The organism is Streptomyces sp. NPDC001617 (genome assembly GCF_053596855.1).
Genome location: NZ_JBSFHA010000039.1, coordinates 64,297 through 85,809 on the forward strand (window position 1 = coordinate 64,297; position 21,513 = coordinate 85,809).

Below are 21,513 nucleotides of genomic sequence, written 5' to 3' on the forward strand. Positions count from 1 at the left end.
TACGGCCCCTGGAACGCTACGCTCGCCCCGGAGTCGACGACATCGCCGGGCACGTCGCTGAGGGCGACCCCGCCGCCCGCCGTCGGGGTTGATCACAGCGGCCTACGGCACGTTTCCGGCGCATCCCGGCTGCCCTCCCACCTCGAACAGCATGTCTCGGCGAGGTGTGTCTCGGTCGTCATGCCCGGCTCCCGTTCGTCGTGAATTCGGCCGCCGGTCAGGCTGTGACCAGCGGCGCAGCCTGGTGGTGCGACAGCTCCAGCGGGATCGCCCCGGCCAGCGGCCGGTCAGCATCGGTATCTGACGGATCGGGCCTCTGGCCGGCCGGCGGGGGAGTCGGGGCAGGCGGGCGGCGTTGGTGTGGGCAGCCGACTCCCTGTCCTGGCCCATGTGTTCGCGGGCCTGGCCCAGGTGGCCGTGGCGGCAGACGCTTTCGATCGCGACACGTCGGTCCCAAATGGCAGCGTGACGTGGTGAATCGCGGCCCCCGTCCTGACACAACCACATCCCGCGTCATCACGGTTGACAGGTTCCATCTCATGTAACGGCCAGATGAAATCACCAATTAAATCGGATTTCGCCGCTTGTCCAGAGACGCCGGACCCCCTACCGTCATCCCATCGCGCACCAAAATGCATCCCCTGCACATATGTGCACACCTGGGAGGTTCACTGTGCTCCGCCGCTTCATACTCGTCGCAGCCGCGCTCGCATTGAGCGCCGGCTGCGCTCCGCAGGCGACCGCCCCCACATCTTCGTCGGCCTCCGCCTCGTGTGCGGTCAAGGAGCTGCGACTGGTCCACGCGGGCCAACTGACTGTGGGGACGGACAAGCCCGCCTACGAACCGTGGTTCTCGGGCGGGGATCCCTCGAACGGGAAGGGCTACGAAAGCGCCGTGGCCTACGCGGTCGCCGAGCAACTCGGCTTCACCCGGTCGCAGGTGCACTGGACCACGGTTCCGTTCAACAACTCGTACGCGCCGGGGACCAAGACCTTCGACTTCGACATCAACCAGATCTCGATCACCCCGGCCCGGAAGAAGGCGGTGGACTTCAGCGACGGTTACTACACCGTCGACCAGGCCGTCATCGCCCTCAAGGGCTCCTCGATCGCCAAGGCCAAGAGCGTCACGGACCTCGCACACGCCAAGCTCGGCGCCCAGGTCGGCACCACCAGCCTCACGGCCATCCAGTCGGTGATCAAGCCGTCCGTCGAGGCGATGGTCTACAACGACACCAACGACGGCAAGAACGCACTCCAGAACCACCAGGTGGACGGGATCGTCGCCGACCTGCCGACCGCGTTCTACCTGTCCAGCGCGGTCATCCACAACGCGGTGATCGTCGGTCAGTTCCACTACGCCGCCAAGCCCGAACAGTTCGGGATGCTGCTGCAGAAGGGCAGCTCGCTGACCGGCTGTGTGAACCAGGCGCTGGGACGGCTGAAGTCGACCGGGGAGCTGGCGAAGATCCAGGACGAGTGGCTGGCCCAGTCCGCCGGAGCTCCGAGGCTGGCCCAGTGACCACACTGATCGAGCAGAACGTCCTCATCGGCGCGACCGGAGTGGACATTCTGGACCGCCGTTGCTTCCCGTTCGAACGGCGCTGGGTGCACTGCACGAATCACGAGGACGTCGCCGTCGCGATCGAGGACATGGTCACCCAGTCCAGCGGCCCCTACTTCGCCGCCGGCGCCGGACTGGTGCTGGCCGGACGGGAGGCCGACCGCGCCGGAACGGGCCTGGACCACGTGCGAACCGCCGCGGCCCGGCTGATCGCGACCCGCCCCACCAACAACCTGATCCGGCTGATGATCCGCGCGGTGCTGCCCGCAGCCGAGGCAGCAGCTCCGGCCGGAGAGGCGCTCGGCCCGGCTCTGGAGCGGGCCGTCCTGCGCGAGGGCGATGCCTATCTGGCGCGCAGCCGCACGATGGGTGAGTACGCCGCGAACCTGATCGAGGACGGCGACACGATCCTCACTCACTGCTGGGCGGAGTCTTACCTGACCGAGACCGTCGCCGCGGTCCTCCGGCAGGGCAAGCGCATCGCCGCGTTCTGCACCGAGACCCGCCCCTATCTGCAGGGTGCCCGGCTGACCGCCGAGAGCCTCGCGGAGCTGGGCGTGCCGACGACGGTGATCACCGATGGGATGGGCGCCCATGTGATGGTGCGGGGCCTGGTGACCAAGTTCCTCACCGCCGCGGACCGGGTCACCCTGGACGGCCATGTGATCAACAAGGTGGGGACCCTGCAACTGGCCCTGAGCGCGCACTCCTTCGGCATCCCCTACTACCCGCTGGTACAGCAGCCCGACCGCGAGGCCCCCGATCCCTCCTATGTCGCACTGGAGGACCGCGACGGCGACGAGGTGCTCCACACGCTGGGCACCAGGACCGCGTCACACCGGGTGAAGGGCTACTACCCGGCCTTCGACGTCACCCCGCCCAAGCTCGTGGGCGCCGTCGTCACCGACCGCGGCGTCTTCTCGCCCTACGACCTGGCCTCCTACTACGGAACCGCGACATGACCCGGCTGAACGGCACCCCGCAGCCCACCACTCTGCCCGTCACCCGCATCCCGGCGACCGGACTGCCAGCACACGCGCTCGTCGTCGGCGACCCGGCCCGGGCGGCACGGATCTGTGAACTCCTGAAGGACGCCGAGAAGATCGGTGAGAACCGGGAGTACCTCACATTCCAGGGCGACTGGAAGGGCCGCCGGGTCGTGGTGGCCTCGCACGGAGTCGGGGGACCCGGTGCGGTCTGCTGCTTCCAGGAACTGATGGACGCCGGTGTGCGCACCGTGGTCCGGCTCGGGACAGCCGGTGCGATGACCGCCGCGCTCAAGGCCGGCGATCTGCTGGTGGCGGAGGCCGCGATCCGCGAGGACGGGGTGTCCGACCAGTACCTTCCCCTCTCCTACCCGGCGTACTGCACGCCGGAGGTGGTGCTGGCACTGTCCGCCTCCGCAAAGGCGCACGGTCGCGATGTGCACAGGTCCCCGGTGTGGACCCGGGCGCTGCTCTACCCCGGGCGGGTCCCGTTCGCGACCGAGGCTTACGCCGCCTCGGGCGTGGCCGCGATCGAGATGGAGCTGTCGGCGCTCCTGGTGCTGGCCGCCTCCCGGGGCTGCCGGTCGGGGGGCCTGTTCGTCATAGACGGCGTGAGCGCCGACGAACAGCCCTACGATCCGCACACCGTCGCCGTCGCCGACGCGATCGAACTGGCCGCCGTGGTGGCACTCGACGCACTGGTCGCGCTGTGAGGCACTGCGATCTGCTGATCACCCACGCCGCCGTGGTGACCGTCGACGCCGCCGACACCGTCGTGCCGGACGGGGCGATTGCCGTGAGCGAGGACCGGATCGCAGCGGTCGGTCCGGCCGAGGTGCTCAGCCGGACCTGGCAGGCCGACCGCGTCATCGACGCGGGCGGCGGCATCGTACTTCCCGGACTGGTCAACACCCATACACACCTCGCGATGACACTGTTCCGGGGCTCCGCAGACGATCTCGACCTGCAGGGCTTCCTGGCAAGGGTGTGGGAACTGGAAGCCGAACGGATCTCTCCGGAGAGCATCGGCATCGGCGCCGCAGCCGGTGCGGCGGAGAGCCTGCGTTGCGGGGTGACCACCGCATTGGACATGTACTTCCACCCGGAGGTCGCCCTGGAGGTGGCAACCGGGCTGGGACTGCGGCTGATCACCGGCCCGGCGCTGTTCGACCTGCCCGGGTGTCATCTCGACCTTGACGCGGCGGCCCGTTGGCTCGCCGCCCGGCCCGGGCAAAGGGCATGCCTGTGCCCGCACTCCACGTACACCCTCGACCCCGGGCAGCTGCGGGCCGTGCGCGAACTCGCCGACCAGTATGGCGCGTTGGTTCACGTCCACGCGGCGGAGAACCGGGCCGAGGTCGAGGAGGTGCGCGCCCGGTATGGCAGGTCACCCATCGAGGTGCTGGACGAGGCCGGCCTGTTGCGACCGGAGACGGTCCTGGCCCACGGGGTCATCCTCACCGCATCCGAGCAGCGGCGGATCGCCGAGTCGGGCGCGGCGGTGGCGCATTGCCCCGCGTCCAACCTCAAGCTCGGCTCGGGCTTCGCTCCGGTACCGGACCTGATCGCGCAGGGGGCGAGGGTGACGCTCGGCACCGACGGTGCCGCTTCCTCCAACGACCTCGACCTGTGGTCGGCGATGCGGCTGGCGGCACTGATACACAAGGGCCGCCTGGGCGACGCCACCGTGCTGCCCGCCGCGCGGGTGGTCCGGATGGCCACCATCGACGGCGCCCGGGCGCTCGGCCTGGGAGCCGAACTCGGCTCGATCGAGACGGGGAAGCGGGCCGATCTGGTGGTGATGGCCGCGGACCATGTCGCCGCGCAGCCGATGTACGACCCCTGCGCCGCGATCGTGTACGCCCTGGGCCGCGCCGATGTGCGCCATGTGCTGGTCGACGGGGTGCTCAGGATCGAGGACGGAAGGCTCACCGCGGCCGACGAAGCCCTCATCAGCGAAAGGATACGATGCCATGCTTGATCTTGCCCTTGAGACCTACACCAAGAGCGACGTCCAACTGGGCCGTGAGCTGGACCAGCGCCGTCGTCGCCGTCGCGACACCTCGCTGGCAGCGGTGTCCACGTTGATCCTGCTGGTCGTGGTTGTCGCAGTCGTCGTCAGTTCGCCCGGCTGGCCGCGGGTCCGGGAGACCTTCCTCTCCTGGTCCGACCTGACCGGGTCGGTCCCCGACGTCCTGCGGGGTTTCTGGCTCAACGTGCGCATGTTCCTCATCGCCGAGCCGATCATCCTGCTGGTGGGACTGGCCGTGTCCGTCGTCCGCGGGATCCGCTCCCCGGCGCTGTTCCCGTTGCGTGCTCTGGCGGTGCTGTACGTGGACGTGTTCCGCGGCGTGCCCACGATCCTGGTCATCTTCGTGATCGGGTTCGGGCTGCCCGCTCTGCAGTTGCAGGGTGTTCCGTCCGACCCCGTCGTACTGGGCACGATCGCGCTCGTCCTGTCGTACGGGGCCTACGTGGCGGAGGTGTTCCGCTCCGGGATCGAATCGATCCATCCCTCGCAGCACGCCTCGGCCCGGTCACTGGGGCTGACCCAGGTCCAGACCCTGCGGTTCGTGATCCTGCCGCAGGCGGTCCGGCGGGTGGTGCCGCCACTGCTGAACGACTTCGTGTCGCTGCAGAAGGACACCGCGCTGGTGGCCGTACTCGGACCGCTGGAAGCACTTCGGCAGGCCCAGATCTACTCCGCTTCCACCTTCAACTACTCCTCCTATCTGCCGGCCGCCGCGCTGTTCATCCTGTTGACCATCCCGCTGGCACGTTTCACCGACTACCTGGCGGCAAAGACCCTCCGTGAGCGTGGCGCATGAGCACATCCGCGAAGACATCGGCTGACGCCCCTCTCGTACGGCTGGAGGGGGTACGCAAGTCCTACGGCGCCAACGTGGTCCTGCAACGGGTGGACCTGGAGGTCCGTCGGCACGAACTGGTCTGTCTCATCGGCGCGTCGGGGTCGGGCAAGTCGACCCTGCTGCGCTGCGTGAACCAGCTCGAACGGGTCGACGACGGGCGTATCTACTTGGGGGACACGGAGTTGACCGATCCGGCCGTGCGCCTGGACGAGGTACGGCGCAGGATCGGCATCGTCTTCCAGTCGTTCAACCTGTTCCCTCACATGACAGTGCTCGACAATGTCGCGTTGGCGCCGCGCAGGGTGCACGGGCTTTCCGCGGCGCAGGCTCATGAGCGAGCGATCGACCTGCTGGAGCGGCTGGGGCTGGGCGCCAAGGCAGCCGACTTCCCCGACCGTCTCTCTGGCGGTCAGCAGCAACGAGTCGCGATTGCACGGGCGTTGGTATGCGAACCCGAGGTGATGCTGTTCGACGAGGTCACCTCGGCGCTGGACCCGGAGCTGGTCGGGGAGGTCCTCGATGTCGTCCGGGACCTCAAGGAGACCGGGATGACTATGATCCTGGCCACGCATGAAATGAGCTTCGCCCGACAGGTCGCCGACCAGGTCTGCTTCCTCGAACGCGGGGCAATCCTGGAACGGGGCTCCGCCGAGGCGATCTTCGAGTCGCCGCAGGATCCTCGAACCCAACGCTTCCTGCAACGAGTGATCAACGCGGGCCGGATGTGATCAGGAGCGCAGTGGACGCGAGTCGGCGGGACCTGCTGGTCAGGGTCGCTTGGATGTACTACGAACAGGGTCAGGACCAGGCCGAGATCGCCAAGGAGCTGGGGGTGCACCGCTCCACGATCAGCCGGGCACTCCGGGAGTGCCTGGAGTCCGGCATCGTGGAGATCCGCATCACGGAACCGTTGCCGCCAGCACTGCACCTGGAACGGCAGTTGATGGTGGAGCTCGGGCTGCGCGGCGCGACCGTCGCGGTCGGAGCCGATTCACGCCTCATGGTGGCCCGGGCGGGCTGCCGCATAGTGGAGGAGCTCCTGAGCTCCCGACCGGTCACGGTCGCGGTCGGCTGGGGACGTACGGTCGTCGCGATGGTGTCGGCGGCGCGGGTCACCGCCTCGCCGGGCACGGCCGTGGTCGACGCGGTCGGGCACGTCCTGTGGGAGGGCAGCGCAGCCGGCGACGCGAGCAGGATCCTGGCGGTCGCGACGGGCGCGGACCTGGTCCCCGTACCGGCCCCGGGATACGCGACACCGCGCCTGGCAGCCGAACTGCTGGCCCAGCCAACGGTCCAGGCCGGTCTCGGGCGGGCCGCGGCGGCGGACGCGGTGTTCGTCTCGGTCGGCCCCGCGGACGCCTCCAACGCGCTGGTCGGAACGGCGCTGCCGGACCAGGCGGCGATGGAGGACCTTCGGGCGCGTGGAGCGGTCGGGGATCTGCTCGGACATTTCCTGGACGCCTCCGGTGCCCAGGTCGCCAACAGCCACTTCGCCACGGTGGGGCTGTCTCCCGCGCAGTTGAAGGCGGCCGGCCGGGTCTACTGCCTGGCCTCCGAGCCCGAACAACTGCCGGTGCTGCGCGCCGTGATCGCCGCCGGATACGTCGACCACGTGGTGGTCAGCGCCGAACTCGCGCACGGCCTGTTGCACTGAGGTACCGGTCTCCTGGACCGCGCCTCCGCACACCCCGTGATGCACATTCGTGCCCACAGAACAACTAAGTGCAGGGAGAGTTGCATGGACGTAGAACGAATAGCCACCGGCATACGGCGCCGGGTCTTCCAGCACACGCTGGCCCACAACGGCGGATACCTCTCGCAGGCCTGCTCCGCGGCCGAGCTGCTGGCCACCCTCTACGGACGACTGCTGAACCTCGGACCCTCGACCGCCCCGCTGGATCCCGGGCCGTTCACCGGCACCCCGGGACCGGGCCGGCCGACGACCACCGGCGAGGCCTACCACGGTGCTCCCGAACCCGACCGGGACCGCTTCGTCTTCTCCCCGGCCCACTACGCGCTTGTGCTCTACGCGGCACTGATCGAGGTGGGCCGGCTGGGCGAGGGCGCCCTGGAGCAGTTCAACGTGGACGGGACCACCATGGAGATGATCGGCGCGGAGCACTCGCCGGGATTCGCCACCACCACGGGATCGCTCGCCCAGGCACTGAGCGTGGCCGGCGGCGTCGCGCTGGCCCGCCGCGTCCGCGGGGAACGCGGCCGGGTATGGGTGTTCATGAGCGACGGCGAGTTCCAGGAAGGGCAGACCTGGGAGGCGATCGCGGCCCTCGCCTTTCACGGTCTCGACAACGTGACCGTGGTCGTGGATGCCAACGGCCAGCAGTGTGACGGGGCGATGGACACGGTCATGCAGACCGAGCCGCTGGCCGCGCGGATCACCGCGTTCGGCGGCCTGGCACGGGAGGTCGACGGCCACGACCCGGCCGCACTCACCGCAGCCTGTGCCCCGGCCGCCGGCCGGCCGTTGTTCGTCGTCGCCAGGACCGACCCGGCACGCGGGGTCCCGCTCCTCGCCGAGCGCGCGCCCCTGCTGCACTACCTCCGGTTCGCGTCCGCGGCGGAGAAGGACCGTTACACCCAGGCGTTCAAGGAGCTGACCGGATGAGCACGCAGACAGTGAACCGGCCGCACGTGGCGAACTTCATCTCGTGGGCCGCGGACAAACCCGAGGTGGTGGTGCTGGCAGCGGATCTGACCAACTCCTGCGAGGTGGGCCTGTGGCGGGACACCTACCCGGACCGGTTCTTCTCCATGGGCATGGCCGAGCAGAACATGATGGGCTTCGCAGCCGGGCTGGCCCGGGAGGGATTCCGGCCGTTCGTCCACACCTTCGCGGTGTTCCTGTACCGGCGCCCCTACGACCAGGTGGCCATGTCCATCGCCTACCCGAACCTGCCGGTGCGCCTGATCGGGTTCCTGCCCGGCCTGCTCACCCCCGGCGGCGTCACCCACCAGGCGATCGAGGACGTCGCGATCATGCGGGCCACCCCGAACATGACGATCCTGGAGACCGCCGACGCCACCGAGGTGGAAAGCGTCCTCGACGTGGCCGATGCCGTCGAGGGACCGGTCTACGTGCGGATGCTCCGCGGTGAGGTGCCGCGGCTCTTCGACACCCCGATGCGCCTCGGGGTGTCCCGGATCCTGTCGCGTGGCCAGGACGTCACCGTCGTCACCTCGGGGGCGGCGACCGAGGAGGCGCTGCGCGCCGTGCCGGCCCTACGCGAGGCGGGCGTGTCCGTCACCCATGTCCACCTGTCCACGCTCAAGCCGTTCGGTGACCCGCAGCTATTCGAGGCGCTCACAGGCGCCCGGTACGGGGTGGTCTCCATGGAGAACCACTCGATAGTCGGCGGGATCGGATCCGCGCTCGCCGAACACCTGGCCGAGACCGGGTCCGGTCAGCGGCTGGTACGGCTGGGCCTGCGCGACACCTACGCGCACGGCGCCACCAAGGGGCATCTGATGCGAGAGCACGGCCTGGACGCGCAGGCGTTGGTCGACGCGATCGCCACCCTGGTCGGCCGGGACCTGCAGGTCGGAACGCTCGGCGCGGAACGCTTTGTCGCGATGCACAGCTCGGCGAAGGCGGAGGCCCTCTGATGTCAAGGATGATGGTTCGATACCGGATCACGGGCGACGAGGCCGACGCCCGCGCCGCAGTCGCGCATTTGTGTGTCGAGCAGACCATCGAATTCCCTGCCGACCTGCTGCGGCCCGATGACCCCCGACGGGAACTGATCGGACGGGAAATCGAATTGGCTCCCTCAGGTGACGGTGGCTGGTTCGCGGACGTCAGTTTCGCGGTGTCGGTGACCGCGTTCCAGCTGCCGCAGCTGCTGAACATGCTGTTCGGCAACATCAGCATGCGCCCGGGAGTACGGCTGGTCGACATCGAAGTTCCCGACGCCCTCCTGGAGGCGTTCCAGGGGCCGCGGTTCGGCGTGGCCGGACTGCGCCGACGACTCGGCGCACCGGACCGGCCGATCCTGGCGACAGCCCTCAAGCCGATGGGCACCAGTGTCGCCGAACTGGCCGCGATGGCCGGCGACTTCGCCGCCAACGGCATCGACATCATCAAGGACGACCATGGCCTCTCCGACCAGCCGTTCGGCCGGTTCACCAGGCGTGTCGAGGCCTGCGCGGCAGCGGTACGCGAGGCCAGCGACACCGCGATCTACCTGCCGTCACTGAACGTCCCCGCGGACCGACTGTTCGAGGCAGCGGAATTCGCCAAGGAGGCCGGCGCCCAAGGCCTGATGGTCCTGCCAGGCCTCCACGGCTTCGACCACATGCGGGCACTGGCCGAGTCCGACCTGGGCATGGTGATCATGGCGCACCCCTCGATGCTGGGCACCTACGTCGCCAGCCCGGACAGCGGCATCTCGCACCGGCTGCTGTTCGGCACACTGGCCCGGCTGGCGGGCGCCGACCTGGTCGTCTTCCCCGCCTATGGCGGCCGGTTCAGCTTCACCCAGGCAGAGTGCCGCTCCATCGCCGACGCCCTCACGGCGCCCCTCGGCGGCCTGCGGTCCGCTCTCCCCGCCCCGGCCGGCGGGATGACCCTGGACCGGCTGGCCGAGGTCGCCGCCTTCTACGGCAAGGACGTCGCGCCGCTGATCGGCGGCGAACTGCACAGGGGCGACCGCGTAGGCAACGCCCGCGAGATGAGAAGGAGCCTGGCATGAGGACCGAGCACATCCGGCCGCAGATCGGCGTACTCAGCCGCGCGGTCCACGCCGACGGCGAGTTCACCGAGGAATTCGGGGTCGCCCCCTCGATCGACATGGCCACCACCTATACCCGGCCCGGCCAGTCGAGCTTCCACGAGATGGCACGGCTGCCGAGGCCGATGAAGTTCTACGGCCGTTACGGCAACCCGACCGTGGCACGGACCGGCGCACTGGTCGCCGATCTGCAGGGCGCCGAGGCAGCCCTGATGACCAGCTCCGGCATGGCGGCCATCTCCACCGTGCTGTTCGCGCTGCTGAAAGCGGGCGACCACGTCGTGGTGGGCCAGACCACCTACGGCGAGACACTGGACCTGCTCACCGAGTTCGAACGCTTCGGAGTGAGCGCGACCCGCCTGCCCAGCATGAACGCCGACGCGGTGTCCGCCGCGCTGCGGCCGCACACCCGGCTGGTGTACCTGGAGACCCCCAGCAACCCACTGCTGCAGATCACCGACCTGGACGCGGTCTCCGCGGTGTGCCGGGCGGCGGGGGTCCTGACCGTCGCCGACAACACCCTGGCCAGCATGGTGAACTCACGTCCGCTGGAACACGGAGTGGACCTGGTCGTGGAGTCCGGCACCAAGTACATGGGCGGCCACTCCGACCTGATCGCCGGAGTGATCGCGGGCTCCCTGGAACACCTGGAGCAGATCTGGTGGCCACAGGTGCTCGCCGGCTGCACCCTGTCTCCGCACGACGCCTGGCTCCTGCAACGCGGTATCCGAACGATGCCCATGCGCGTCCGCCAGCAGAATCGCACCGCACTGGCCGTCGCGGAGGCGGCGATGGACCACCCGGCCGTGGCGCGGGTGCTGTACCCCGGGCTCGCCGGTCATCCCGGCCACGAGGTCGCCGCGCGGCAGATGGACGGCTTCGGCGGGATGCTGTCGATCGAACTCCGCGGTGGATTCGAGGCGGCGGCCCGCTTCGTGGCAGCCCTCGATCTGCTCACCTATGCTGCGAGCCTCGGCGACGTGCACACCCTGGTCATGCATCCGGCGGCAGGCTGGATGGGCGGTTCGTACGTGCCACCGGAGGCCGCTCACGTGCCGCAGGGACTGATCCGGATCTCCGTCGGGATCGAGGACACCGCCGACGTGGTCGCCGAGGTGCTGCGTGCCCTGTCCAGCGCGGAGGAGCGGTGATGAGCCTCGCCCCGAACCCGGCCGCAGGTACGCCGTTGAAGGAACTCCAGGAGATCGAGCGGCGGGTGCTGTGGCTGGCGACCCGCATCATCGACGCCGCCAACCACGAGCGGGACACCGGCGACGGGGTCAAGGTGGGCGGCCACCAGGCTTCCAGCGCATCGCTGGTGTCGGTCATGACAGCCCTGTGGTTCGCGCACCTGGACGAACCGGACCGGGTGAGTGTGAAACCGCATGCCTCGCCGGTGCTGCACGCGATCCACTACCTGCTGGGTGAACTGGACCGGGCATACCTCACCACGCTGCGAGCCCGGGGCGGCCTGCAGGCTTACCCGTCGCGGACCAAGGATCCGGACCACATCGACTTCTCGACCGGATCGGTGGGACTCGGAGCGGCGGCGCCGCTTTTCGCGGCAGCGACCCGCCGCTACGTGGACGCACACTTCGGCGAACGACCCGCCTCGCGGTTCGTCGCGCTGATGGGCGACGCGGAACTGGACGAGGGCAATGTCTGGGAGGCCGTCGCCGACCCCGCCACCCAGGGCCTCGGCAACGTCATGTGGATCGTGGACTTCAACCGGCAGTCGCTGGACCGGGTCGTCCCCGGCACGCGGATCGCGCAGTGGTCGGCGCAGTTCCACGCGGCGGGCTGGCACGTGGTCGAGGTGAAGTACGGGTCACGGCTCCGCACCGCGTTCGACCTGCCCGGCGGGCACGCACTGCGTGACTGGCTGGACGCGCTGCCCAACGAGCAGTACCAGTCGCTCTTCGCCCTGAGCGGACCGCGACTGCGCCAGCACTTCCTTGAAGGGGCGCCCGCGGAGGTGATCGCGTTCTGCGCCGACCTCGCCGACTCCCAACTGGGAGCGCTGCTGACCGACCTGGGCGGACATGACCTGGACTCACTGCTGGCCGCCTACCGGGAATGCGACGCGGTCACCGACCGCCCGAGCGTCGTGTTCGCCTACACGGTCAAGGGTTGGGGGCTGCCGACGGCGGGAAACCCGCGCAACCACTCGGCACTGCTCACTTCGGCGCAGGTCGCCGAGCTGCGTGCCGCCTCAGGGCTGGACCCCGAGTCGGAATGGGACCGGATCAGCCCGGACACGCCCGCGGGACAGTGGGCCCTGGGCCGGGCCGCGCACCTGGCACGCCCCGCCCGGCCCGCGGTGCCCCCGGTCCCCGTTCCCCGGGAGACCGGCGTCAGGACAGGGAAACCACTGTCCACCCAGGAGGCGTTCGGGCGCGTCCTCACCGATCTGGCGCGGGACCCGGTGGTGGCTCCTCTGCTGGTGACGACCGCACCGGACGTAGCGACATCCACGAACCTCGCGGGCTTCATCAACAGAACAGGGGTCTTCACCCCGACGGCGCGGCGCGCCTGGAGCGAGGACCCCGTACTGAAATGGACGGAAGGCCCCTCCGGGCAGCACATCGAACTCGGCATCAGCGAGATGAACCTCTTCCTGCTGCTGGGGCAACTGGGCTTGGCGCACGACCTCTCGGGGCAGCCACTCCTTCCGGTCGGCACGGTCTACGACCCCTTCGTGTTGCGCGGCCTGGACGCCTTCGTCTATTCCGCCTACTCCGGGGCGCGGTTCGTGGTGGCCGGCACTCCTTCGGGAGTCACCCTGGCCCCCGAGGGCGGCGCACACCAGTCGACCGTCACCGCGTCCGTCGGCATCGAGCTTCCCGGAGTGACCTTCTGCGAACCCGCCTACGCGACGTCGCTGGACTGGCTGCTGTGCGACGGACTGGGAAGGATCGCCCGAGCAGAAGGCGGGTCGTACTATTTTCGACTCACCACGCGCCCCCTGGACCAGGCACCGTTCGAGGAGGCCCGGTCCCGGCTCACCGACACGGTGCTGCGCCGGCAGGTCCTTTCCGGCGCCTACCGGCTGGTCGACGCATCGCAGATGAAGGGACCACAGGTCCAACTGGCAGGAAGTGGCGCGATCCTCCCGGAACTGCTCGCGGCCGCGGCGGAGCTGACCGAGGAGGGCATCGTCGCGCATGTCATCGACATCACCTCCGCCGACCGCCTGTACTCCTCATGGAATTCCGCGCTGCGCGACAGCATCCGCACTGCCACCGTCCCGGCGCTGCCCGGCGTGCTCCGCACCGCGTTCGTGCCCGGCGTCCCGATCGTCACCGTCCATGACGCCGCGTCACACGCACTGGCATGGCTCGGCTCCGCCCTGGGAGTTCCTTCCGTTCCGCTCGGGGTCGACGCCTTCGGCCAGTCAGGCACCGTCGCCGACCTGTACCAGATCCACGATCTAACCTCCGGGGCGATCGTGAACGCCTCGCTCGCCGCCCTCGCGCTGCAGTGATCGTCGGACGGGTGCGGACGGAGAAGTTCCGCCGGGCCGGTCTGCCGGTCGAACACGCCTGGACCCTGGCGGCCGGAGCGCGTTCGGCCCATGCGGTCCATGGCACGGAGCAGGCACTGGAGTGGCTCGACACGGCGGCCAAGGTCTCTGGTTCCTGCGGCGCACAGCGAGTCCGGGAGGAGGCCGCCACGATCCGGAGCCAGTTGCCGACGTCCGGCGCGGCGGATGCGTCGGTTGGGACGGTGCCGGGTGCGAACGGCTCGACCGTGGCCCTCCTCACCGCCCGGGAGCGAGAGATCGCCCAAGTGGCGGCGACGGGCAGACGTACGCGGGAAATCGCCGAGCAGCTCTTCGTCAGCACCAGAACCGTGGAAACCTACCTCAGCCACATCTCCCGAAACTTGACATCCGATCCCGGGCTGCCCTCCCGCACGCCCTGAGTCAAGCGGTTCGCCTGCCGACCGCCTGACAGACCGCACTCGGGGATCTCCGCGCGGACCCTTCCTGCGCCATTCACCACCTCCACGCTGCCGATGGCCCTGCTCGCGGCGGTCACGGGCTGCACCTACAGCACTGTCCTGGTCGACGTCGAGGCCGGCCGAGTCGTGGACATACCGCCCGACCGCACCTCGGAACCGTTCGCGGCCTGGCTCACGAACCGTGCCGGCGCGGAGATCATCTGACGGTGAAACAGCTGACCGAGCAGGTCTACTGAGACGGCCCGGAGGACACGGTGACCCGCACGACGGAGTGACGTGCCAACTGGCTACCCGGCGCGGGAAATTGCTCACACACCCGACCGACGGGCGTGACTGTTCCGGGGCACACCCCGTATCGCACGCGCTGTACACGTACACCCGCCGCCTGGGCAGCCGATCGAGCTTGGGCCATCGTCTTACTGATCAGGGACGGTGCCGCGACGAAGGCATCAGAAGACGTGTGCCGTGCGGCAATCATGTAGGTGCCCACGGCCGTCACCAACAGCACCGCAGTCGCCTGGAGTGCCCAGCGGATGCGCCGTCGGCGCACCGAGCGCGCGTTCCGTGGACCCTGGCGCGACAGTGGCGGGGTGCCCCGGAGGGTCGGGGACGGAGCCGGCAGCGGCGAGGTGACCGTCACGGCGTGGCCTGCGAGTACCTTGCCGATGGCGTCACGCATCTCTTCGGCGGTCTGGTACCGGTCCGCGCGGCCCTTGGAGAGGGCGCGGAGCACCAGTGCGTCGTAAGCCGGGGGAAGCCCTGGAGCATAGGCGGACGGCGGGACGGGCGGGTCCGCGAGGTGCTTCATGGCCACGGCCAACGGGGTGTCACCAGTGAACGGGGGGCGGCCGGTGAGCAGTTCGAACAGCAGGCAGCCGGTCGAATACAGGTCGGTGCGGCAGTCCACCACCTCGCCCCGCGCCTGTTCCGGCGAGAGGTACTCGGCTGTCCCCAGAACCATCGAGGTACGGGTCAAGGTCGTTGCCGCCGGATCCACCGACCGGGCGATGCCGAAGTCCATCACCTTCACGGTGCCCTCGTGGGAAAGCATGGCGTTCGCGGGTTTGATGTCCCGGTGGACAATGCCGTGGTGGTGGGCGTGTTCCAGCGCCTCCAGTACGCCGAGGGTGAGTTTCAGGGCGTGCTCGGGACTGGTGATCCGCTCGTCGCGCACCAGTTGGAGCAGCGTGGTACCCCTGACGTACTCCATCACGAGGTAGGGGACAGATCGGCCGTCGGCCGTGTCTTCACCCGTGTCAAAGACCGAGACGATGGACGGGTGGCCCAGAAGGGCGGCCGAGACGGCCTCCCTGCGGAACCGTGCCCAATGCTCGGCATCGGCCGCAAGTTCCGGCCGGAGCGTCTTCACGGCCACCGGGCGAAACAGAAGCAGATCACGTGCCAGCCATACCTCCGCCATCCCCCCTTGGCCCAAGGCCTGTTCCAGACAGTAACGTCCGCCCAGACGACGCGTGCGATCCACTGTGCTCCCCCTCGTTGCCGGGTTCCGCCGAGGCACGGTACGGGCGGTTGTTGTGGGATCTCTGTGATCCCTCGTGGAGACTGTGCGCGGGTCCCGACGGTGGCCCGGTGCACGTACCATCGCCGCCGTGAAAGCGGATATACATGCGGCGCAGCGTGTGCCGAGCGCCGACGACGACGCGGCCACCCGGTGCTCACGGGAGCCCGGGCAGCGGCTTGACGACCTCTCAGTGGTCCAGGCCGACAACGGCTGCAGCGCTCTGGCCACCCTGCGGGACGCAGCACTGGACGCGGTGGTGTCAGATCTGGTAGGGCCGTTCGCGTTGCGGCTGCGTTCGTCTCTGCGCCGCAGGCCCGCGGCCGCCACCGACCGGGTGTGCGCCACGGGCCTGGTGATGAACCCGGCACGTCGCGAGGCCGTGCTGGGAGGCGGGCGATGAGACTGTCCACCCGCATCGCACTCGCGGTGGCGACCATTGTGCCACTGCTCGTACTGGCCGGGGGCGCGCTGCTGCTGCATATGGTCGCCGGCGATCTGCATACCCAGCAGGACGCCCATCTGCGGGACGTCGCAGCGGCAGTGAAACCGGACGCCAAGGCGCTGCTGCGCGCCACGGCGCGGAACCGTACGGCGGCCGAGGAGGCCCGGCGGCGGCGACTGTTCACCTCCGCACTGGACGTTGGCATACGCCTCACCGGCCCCAGCGGTACGGTGTCCGGCGGCCCGCAGCCGGACACCGTGGTTGCGTTGCCCGCCAAAACGCCTGTGCCGGTGACGGTACAGGTCAAGGGCGCCCTCTGGCGGGTGATCGCGTTGCCGGTGGCCGGGGTCAAGCCCAGGGTCCGGGGAACGCTGTGGGTGTTCTCACCTGACACCGCCGCAAAGACCCAACTCGGCTTCCTCCGGCGGCGCGTGATCGCCGCAGCCCTGCTCACCGCCCCTTTGGCCGGTGCGCTGGCCTGGGCGACCACCACTCGTGCCGCGCGCCCGCTGCGGCAGCTCCAGCGGCGCGCGAGCGGGCTCGATCCCCGGACCAGCACGGCCCGCCTGGACCACATCCCGACCCGGGTCACCGAAGTCGACGATCTGGCCCACACGCTGCAGGTCGTACTGGCGCGCTATGACGAGCAGGCCTCCCGCACCCTGGAGGCATTGGCCACGGCCCGTTCCTTCGCCGCGACGGCTTCGCATGAACTGCGCAATCCACTGATGAGCATGGGCACCAACCTCGACATCTTCATGGAGCACCCCCGCCTTCCGGAGGCCGAACGGGTCGAGGTGCTGGAGGATCTGCGGCGCGAACACGCCAGGTTGCTCGGTCTGCTAGTCATGTTCCGGGCACTCGCTGAGGGCGACCTCGTCGAGGTGGAGGCTTTCGGCCCCGTCGACCTCGCCGACGTGGTGGACCACGCCACCGCCGATCTGAGGCACCGGCACCCAGCTGCGGAAGTGGTGGTGCGCGCACCCTCCGGCCTGACCGTGCGGGGCTGGGAACAGGGACTGCGCTCAATGGTCGACAACCTTCTCACGAACGCGCTCGTACACGGCCGCAGGAACGACCGCCCGGCCCAGGTCGAGGTTTTCCTGCATCGCGTCCAGGAGGAACACGGCCCCGTCGCCGTGCTCGCCGTGGGCGATCGCGGTCCCGGGGTTCCACCAGCGGCCCGGGCGGCAGTCTTCGAACGCTTCCGTCGACGCCCCGACAGTCCCGGATCCGGGCTGGGACTGACTCTGGTCGCACAGCAGACTGCGTTGCACGGGGGCCGGGTGATCCTCCGGAACCAACCCGAAGGGCCCGGTGCATTGTTCGAAGTGCGACTCCCCCTCGTCGACGCGTCGGGCGCCGCCACCGCAACCCTGCCCCCGCTGCGCCGCGACTGGCTCGCCGCAGGCCCCGACCGGCCACAGAGTATCCACAAAGGTCACTCCTAGCTTCAGCACACGGCGGCGATGCGCCGCGTCGAACGGAAGAAGGAGAAACACATGTTGCGCAGGAAGGCCACCATGGTGGCTTTGGCCACCGTCACAATGCTGCTCGCGGGGAGCGGGGCGGCGGTCGCCGACGACGCCACCCCCGCACGCAGTGCGAGCTCCGGAACCGGTGGAGGCGCGGGGCACCGGCTGTGCAAGCGCGCCCCCCAGGTCGAGGAGCGCGTCGAGAAGGCACTGACCCGCCTGAACGGCCCGGTGACTCAGCGCGGCTCCATCGCACGCCTCCAAAAGCGCGTCGACAACGCCAAGGCAGCCGGAAACACCGAGATCGAGACCTTCCTGAGCCACCGGCTCACCTACCGCAAGTCGCTCGTCCCGACGCTCCAGCAGAGGAGCAAGGACCTCGCGCAGGTCACGACCTGGTGCGGCGCCCACAACGACGGAGCCACCGCGTGAGTCGACGGGCCTCTCGCAGCGCCCTGGCCGCCATGGCGCTGCTGCTCGCCGTCCTCGCCACCGCCTGCGGTGCCAGCGGCGGCAGCTCCAGCGGCGCGGACGCGAACAAGGAGTCCACCACGGCTCCCGCCGCGCCCGCCTCCGTCCCCGCCGCGACGGCCACTGTCGCGCCGGAACCGTCCGCCACCAGCCTCTCGGACCTGAACCGCATCGTCGACGACGCTCAGAGCGCTGCCGCCGCTGCGGACTCCGACGCCGCTGGCGACAACTGATTTCCGATCCCTGGCGCCCTTGTCCGCTGCCTTCGTTCGGCGGACAAGGGCGGCGGATCGGCACCACCGGGCAGAACGGGCGTAACCGCGAGAACGACCGAGCCCTGGGCTGACCACAGAAGGCCTTGAGGTCAGTAACTGTCCTCAAGGCCCCGGCCTGACACCCCTTGTGACGGTCCCGCCGGGTCAATCGAGGACGATGCGGCCCTTGTCCTCGACCTGTCGGCGTACGAGGTAGACACCCGGGGCGTGGCCCATGGCTCCGTGTTCGGGATGCAGGACATAGGCGGTCGCGCTCTCATGGACGGTGAAGCAGCCGACGTCGGCGCCGCCGTTGGGTATCGGTGCCCAGGTCACCGGGCCGTCGGCCACGAGCAGGTGGGTGTGGGCACCGTCGCCGGATGACACCAGAGGGATTCCGGCGGCGGGGACCTGCTTGCCGCCCTTCGGCGGCCTGTACCCGATGAGGCCGACCGGGATCAGTCCGACGTCGCCCTGACGCTGGAGACCCGCGGAGACCGGGATGGCGGCCTGCCGGTCGAGGTGTTCCAGGACTTCGGTTCCCGCGAGGGCGGTGACGTATCCGAGGGTGGGCTGTCGCTGGGCCATGGGGCTCTCCGATTCAGGTGGCGCGTGCGAGTGTGAGGTACTGCTCGCGGGTGAGGCCGAGCATGCCGGCCGCCGCGGTGACGGGATCGGGGGCGTCGACGGGCACGATGAGCCCGTACTGGCGGCGTGAGCCGTCGCGCTCGGGTGAGGCGTTGGTGCACAGCAGGACCCGTACGACGGAGGGGAACATCGACCCGGTGGGCAGGTCGTAGAGGGCTAGTCGGTACCCCGGGTTGCCGGGGTCGGGCTCGCTGGAGCCGACCTGACGCAGGCCTGCGGCGGCGACGAACTCGGCCCAGCCCATGCGTTCGATCGCGGCGCGACGCAGCTCGCTGTTGTCCTCCCGCAGGATCCGGGCAGCGTCCCAGTACCCCTCGATCAGGGTGCCGGGAACCTCCCTGCCGTGCCAGGCATGGATCAACCAGCCGTCGGGCCACACAGCTGCCGGTCCGTCGGCGCAATGGAGACGGCCTTGGGCGTCCCGCCGTATGACGTCGGGGCGGTGGGTGAGGACGGCGTAGTCGCGGTAGGCCCACCACATGCCCGCGTGCCGGGTCACCTGCTGCTCGGCATGGACGGGATCCAGACCGGTGATGCCGATGAGCTCCATGGCATCGACCCACGCGAAGTCCGACACGGCGTACCCACTCGGAATTTTGAGTCGCCAGCGGCGGGGGAGCCGGAACAGCGGTACCTCGGGTACCTGGGCGATGCCTGCCTGGGCGGCCACCTGCGCAACCAGTTCGTCTTGCACCCGAGGCTGAGACCACGGCTCGGGGCTCCTGTCGCCGACCGGGCACACCATCGCGTTATGCGCCGCTGTCCGCCAGGTTGTTCCGGGGGACTGCTCTTCCACGACCGTCGACACCACTCGCTTGTTCACCGCAGAGGCCACCTGGGCCTCGACCTGGTCGTAGACCTCTCTGTAGAGGATCTCCCCCGATCCGGTGCGCAACTGCCCGCGTATCCGCCGACGGAACCGGGCGCGCACCCGGGCACACCTTCCTCCCGTGACCGAGGCGATGATCCCGGGAAGCACCGCCTGCCCGATCAGGCCGGCCCATGGGGAGCCGAGCCAGACGATGAACCGTGGGGGCGGCAACCCGAGGGCCCGATAAACCGCTCGGACACCGTCCTCGGCGGCCGCGCGATCACCCGGCCCGGTCGCCCAGCCGACCGCGTCCCAGTCCTTCGCCACCTCACGGATGATCGTCTCCTGCTCTTCGGTGAGCGCCGTGATCCACCTGCTGGACTCCGTGGCCACACCCTCCGGAGACGTTTCTTCCTTCCCCGCGAGTCGATACCTCATTGATCGCCAACTCCCCGATTGCCCGACCGGAATCGCCACAGGCCTGCGAGGCAACGCACGAGACCCGAAGCTAGCGCGCACCCTCCTGAAGCTAGCATGATCACGAACTTGACATCCCTCGTCTTTGCCGAAGCTCTGCCGGTCCATGGGGCCGCGAGGTAAAGGCTGCGGTCGTGACGGAGCCCGGGAGCATATCCCGCTGCCCGGGCTCGCCTTTTGCCTCCCAATTGCTCACACCGGCACGTTTAAGTGGGTGGTCCGTGAGCCTTTGAGTGGATCTGCTATCGCCTGATGGTGTGGCGGCGTCGCCGCCGAGCTCCTGGTCCGGCTGAACGCGGCGAGCGGAGTGGCTCGACGGCGCGGGGAGCCGACGGTGGGGGCACGCCTTGCGGGGTACAACCGCCACCCGGTGATCGGCGAGTGGCGGACCGGCTCGCCTGTCGCCGAGGTTGAGGAACAACGGGTGTTTTGCCGGGGGCCATCGATCCGGACGGCCGGTTCGGTGACCCGGCCCCGACGCCAACGAGACCTATGGCCACATGGCGCTTCGAGTTCGCGCCCGAGGCGACCGGCACCAGGCTGCGGCAGGTCGCCCGGATCGGACCAGGCCGTTCCGGGATCAGCTCATTCCGCCAACTGCCAGCCGTTCTTGCATCCCACGGGCGCGAGTAGACCACGCACGTAGTCCCGCATCGGCCGCCGCAGATCCACCCGGCCGAACCGGCGCGCCACCCGAGCGAACACACTCCGCGAGTCGCACCACCCACGTTCGAACAGCCCCCAGCCTGCGTCACCACGCTCTCGACCGATTCTGACCGCCGGCCCTGAGGAGTGTGGTCGCGGCGGTTACACATCCGGATACGTGGTTTCACGGATGCCGCGGTCGGTTGTGGGGGAGCAGGCTGGGCGCTGCCCCGGGCCGGGGTCCCGGCTGCCGGGGATGACAGGTGGCAATGCCTCCCCTGCCTTGGTCACCCGGGGTCCGGAGAGCCGCTCAACAGGGCGGCATCGGATCTTGCGGCCCCGCACGTCTTATGAATTTGGAGTCCCGCTTCAATGGGCCACGAGATACCGCTGACCGCCGGTCTGCGGGCTGCCGTCTGCGCCATGCCGGACGACGTACCGCTGCGGCTCCACCTCTCAAAGTCGCTGCTCGCGCGCGACCGTGCCGACAAAGCGGTCGCCGCGGTCGCGGCCGCCGTGCGCAGGGCCCCCGGCAACGTCCGGGCGCGGGCGCTCAAGCCTCCCTTCGGCAACGCCACCCCTGAGTCGCATGAATCAAGACCATGAAATCGAACAATGGGAAGCCGTGCACGCAAACAGG

At 69.4% G+C, this 21,513-nt stretch carries 22 protein-coding genes and 1 pseudogene; 19 read left to right on the plus strand and 4 right to left on the minus strand.

All coding sequences use genetic code 11. The features are described 5' to 3' along the window. Positions 1 to 649: 649 nt before the first annotated feature. From ACWC09_RS27510 to ACWC09_RS27575, 14 genes are all read left to right on the plus strand, one after another. Positions 650 to 1,522 carry an ABC transporter substrate-binding protein gene (locus tag ACWC09_RS27510; protein WP_450853407.1) on the plus strand — a complete coding sequence of 291 codons (873 nt, stop codon included), beginning with the start codon at positions 650 to 652 and terminating at the stop codon, positions 1,520 to 1,522. Continuing rightward, positions 1,519 to 2,526, plus strand: coding sequence for a s-methyl-5-thioribose-1-phosphate isomerase (locus ACWC09_RS27515; RefSeq protein ID WP_450853409.1), 1,008 nt, complete (start codon positions 1,519 to 1,521; stop codon positions 2,524 to 2,526). Before ACWC09_RS27510 ends, ACWC09_RS27515 begins: the two co-directional genes overlap by 4 nt. After that, the gene (locus tag ACWC09_RS27520) at positions 2,523 to 3,263 is read left to right on the plus strand and encodes a nucleoside phosphorylase (protein ID WP_450853410.1); all 741 of its coding nucleotides are present in this window, start codon (positions 2,523 to 2,525) and stop codon (positions 3,261 to 3,263) included. The genes ACWC09_RS27515 and ACWC09_RS27520 overlap by 4 nt, the downstream gene beginning before the upstream one ends. Continuing rightward, positions 3,260 to 4,531 carry an amidohydrolase family protein gene (locus ACWC09_RS27525; protein ID WP_450853411.1) on the plus strand — a complete coding sequence of 424 codons (1,272 nt, stop codon included), beginning with the start codon at positions 3,260 to 3,262 and terminating at the stop codon, positions 4,529 to 4,531. Before ACWC09_RS27520 ends, ACWC09_RS27525 begins: the two co-directional genes overlap by 4 nt. Then, complete coding sequence (locus ACWC09_RS27530; RefSeq protein ID WP_450853412.1) at positions 4,524 to 5,378, plus strand: amino acid ABC transporter permease; 855 nt, start codon at positions 4,524 to 4,526, stop codon at positions 5,376 to 5,378. The genes ACWC09_RS27525 and ACWC09_RS27530 overlap by 8 nt, the downstream gene beginning before the upstream one ends. Further along, positions 5,375 to 6,148, plus strand: a complete 774-nt coding sequence (locus ACWC09_RS27535; RefSeq protein WP_450853413.1) for an amino acid ABC transporter ATP-binding protein — start codon at positions 5,375 to 5,377, stop codon at positions 6,146 to 6,148. The genes ACWC09_RS27530 and ACWC09_RS27535 overlap by 4 nt, the downstream gene beginning before the upstream one ends. A gap of 53 nt (positions 6,149 to 6,201) precedes the next feature. Beyond that, complete coding sequence (locus ACWC09_RS27540; RefSeq protein ID WP_450853414.1) at positions 6,202 to 7,074, plus strand: sugar-binding transcriptional regulator; 873 nt, start codon at positions 6,202 to 6,204, stop codon at positions 7,072 to 7,074. A gap of 84 nt (positions 7,075 to 7,158) precedes the next feature. Further along, positions 7,159 to 8,043, plus strand: a complete 885-nt coding sequence (locus ACWC09_RS27545) for a 1-deoxy-D-xylulose-5-phosphate synthase N-terminal domain-containing protein (RefSeq protein ID WP_450853415.1) — start codon at positions 7,159 to 7,161, stop codon at positions 8,041 to 8,043. After that, positions 8,040 to 9,041: a transketolase family protein gene (locus tag ACWC09_RS27550; protein WP_450853416.1), complete on the plus strand. Its 1,002-nt coding sequence runs from the start codon at positions 8,040 to 8,042 to the stop codon at positions 9,039 to 9,041. Before ACWC09_RS27545 ends, ACWC09_RS27550 begins: the two co-directional genes overlap by 4 nt. A gap of 8 nt (positions 9,042 to 9,049) precedes the next feature. After that, a complete protein-coding gene (locus tag ACWC09_RS27555; RefSeq protein WP_450853418.1) occupies positions 9,050 to 10,126 on the plus strand; it encodes a RuBisCO large subunit C-terminal-like domain-containing protein in 1,077 nt (358 codons plus the stop codon). Then, entirely contained in the window at positions 10,123 to 11,316 is a 1,194-nt protein-coding gene (locus ACWC09_RS27560; RefSeq protein WP_450853419.1) for a trans-sulfuration enzyme family protein, read from the plus strand. Before ACWC09_RS27555 ends, ACWC09_RS27560 begins: the two co-directional genes overlap by 4 nt. Next, complete coding sequence (locus tag ACWC09_RS27565) at positions 11,316 to 13,649, plus strand: transketolase-like TK C-terminal-containing protein (protein WP_450853420.1); 2,334 nt, start codon at positions 11,316 to 11,318, stop codon at positions 13,647 to 13,649. Before ACWC09_RS27560 ends, ACWC09_RS27565 begins: the two co-directional genes overlap by 1 nt. A gap of 11 nt (positions 13,650 to 13,660) precedes the next feature. After that, a complete protein-coding gene (locus tag ACWC09_RS27570) occupies positions 13,661 to 14,089 on the plus strand; it encodes a response regulator transcription factor (RefSeq protein ID WP_450853421.1) in 429 nt (142 codons plus the stop codon). 93 nt (positions 14,090 to 14,182) lie between these two features. Beyond that, entirely contained in the window at positions 14,183 to 14,332 is a 150-nt protein-coding gene (locus ACWC09_RS27575; protein ID WP_450853423.1) for a hypothetical protein, read from the plus strand. A 25-nt stretch (positions 14,333 to 14,357) separates the two neighbouring features. Here ACWC09_RS27575 and ACWC09_RS27580 read toward each other — a convergent pair whose 3' ends face one another. Beyond that, positions 14,358 to 15,611, minus strand: coding sequence for a protein kinase domain-containing protein (locus tag ACWC09_RS27580; protein ID WP_450853424.1), 1,254 nt, complete (start codon positions 15,609 to 15,611; stop codon positions 14,358 to 14,360). 127 nt (positions 15,612 to 15,738) lie between these two features. Between ACWC09_RS27580 and ACWC09_RS27585 the strand changes: the two genes are divergently transcribed. The 4 genes from ACWC09_RS27585 to ACWC09_RS27600 are packed head-to-tail and all read left to right on the plus strand — an operon-like array spanning position 15,739 to position 18,271. Then, positions 15,739 to 16,050, plus strand: a complete 312-nt coding sequence (locus ACWC09_RS27585; RefSeq protein ID WP_450853425.1) for a hypothetical protein — start codon at positions 15,739 to 15,741, stop codon at positions 16,048 to 16,050. Beyond that, a complete protein-coding gene (locus tag ACWC09_RS27590) occupies positions 16,047 to 17,543 on the plus strand; it encodes a sensor histidine kinase (RefSeq protein ID WP_450853426.1) in 1,497 nt (498 codons plus the stop codon). The genes ACWC09_RS27585 and ACWC09_RS27590 overlap by 4 nt, the downstream gene beginning before the upstream one ends. Before the next feature lie 51 nt (positions 17,544 to 17,594). Continuing rightward, positions 17,595 to 17,999 carry a hypothetical protein gene (locus tag ACWC09_RS27595; RefSeq protein WP_450853427.1) on the plus strand — a complete coding sequence of 135 codons (405 nt, stop codon included), beginning with the start codon at positions 17,595 to 17,597 and terminating at the stop codon, positions 17,997 to 17,999. Then, entirely contained in the window at positions 17,996 to 18,271 is a 276-nt protein-coding gene (locus ACWC09_RS27600) for a hypothetical protein (RefSeq protein WP_450853429.1), read from the plus strand. Before ACWC09_RS27595 ends, ACWC09_RS27600 begins: the two co-directional genes overlap by 4 nt. A 186-nt stretch (positions 18,272 to 18,457) precedes the next feature. On the opposite strand, the gene ACWC09_RS27605 is transcribed toward ACWC09_RS27600, so the two are convergent. The 3 genes and pseudogenes from ACWC09_RS27605 to ACWC09_RS27615 form a co-directional block, all read right to left on the minus strand. Further along, a complete protein-coding gene (locus tag ACWC09_RS27605; protein ID WP_450853430.1) occupies positions 18,458 to 18,880 on the minus strand; it encodes a hypothetical protein in 423 nt (140 codons plus the stop codon). 13 nt (positions 18,881 to 18,893) lie between these two features. Beyond that, entirely contained in the window at positions 18,894 to 20,189 is a 1,296-nt protein-coding gene (locus ACWC09_RS27610; RefSeq protein ID WP_450853431.1) for a DUF6745 domain-containing protein, read from the minus strand. A gap of 627 nt (positions 20,190 to 20,816) precedes the next feature. After that, a pseudogene (locus ACWC09_RS27615) lies at positions 20,817 to 20,966 on the minus strand (IS701 family transposase); the annotation flags it as partial. 279 nt (positions 20,967 to 21,245) lie between these two features. Between ACWC09_RS27615 and ACWC09_RS27620 the strand changes: the two are divergent. After that, positions 21,246 to 21,479: a tetratricopeptide repeat protein gene (locus ACWC09_RS27620; RefSeq protein WP_450853432.1), complete on the plus strand. Its 234-nt coding sequence runs from the start codon at positions 21,246 to 21,248 to the stop codon at positions 21,477 to 21,479. Positions 21,480 to 21,513 lie beyond the last annotated feature (34 nt).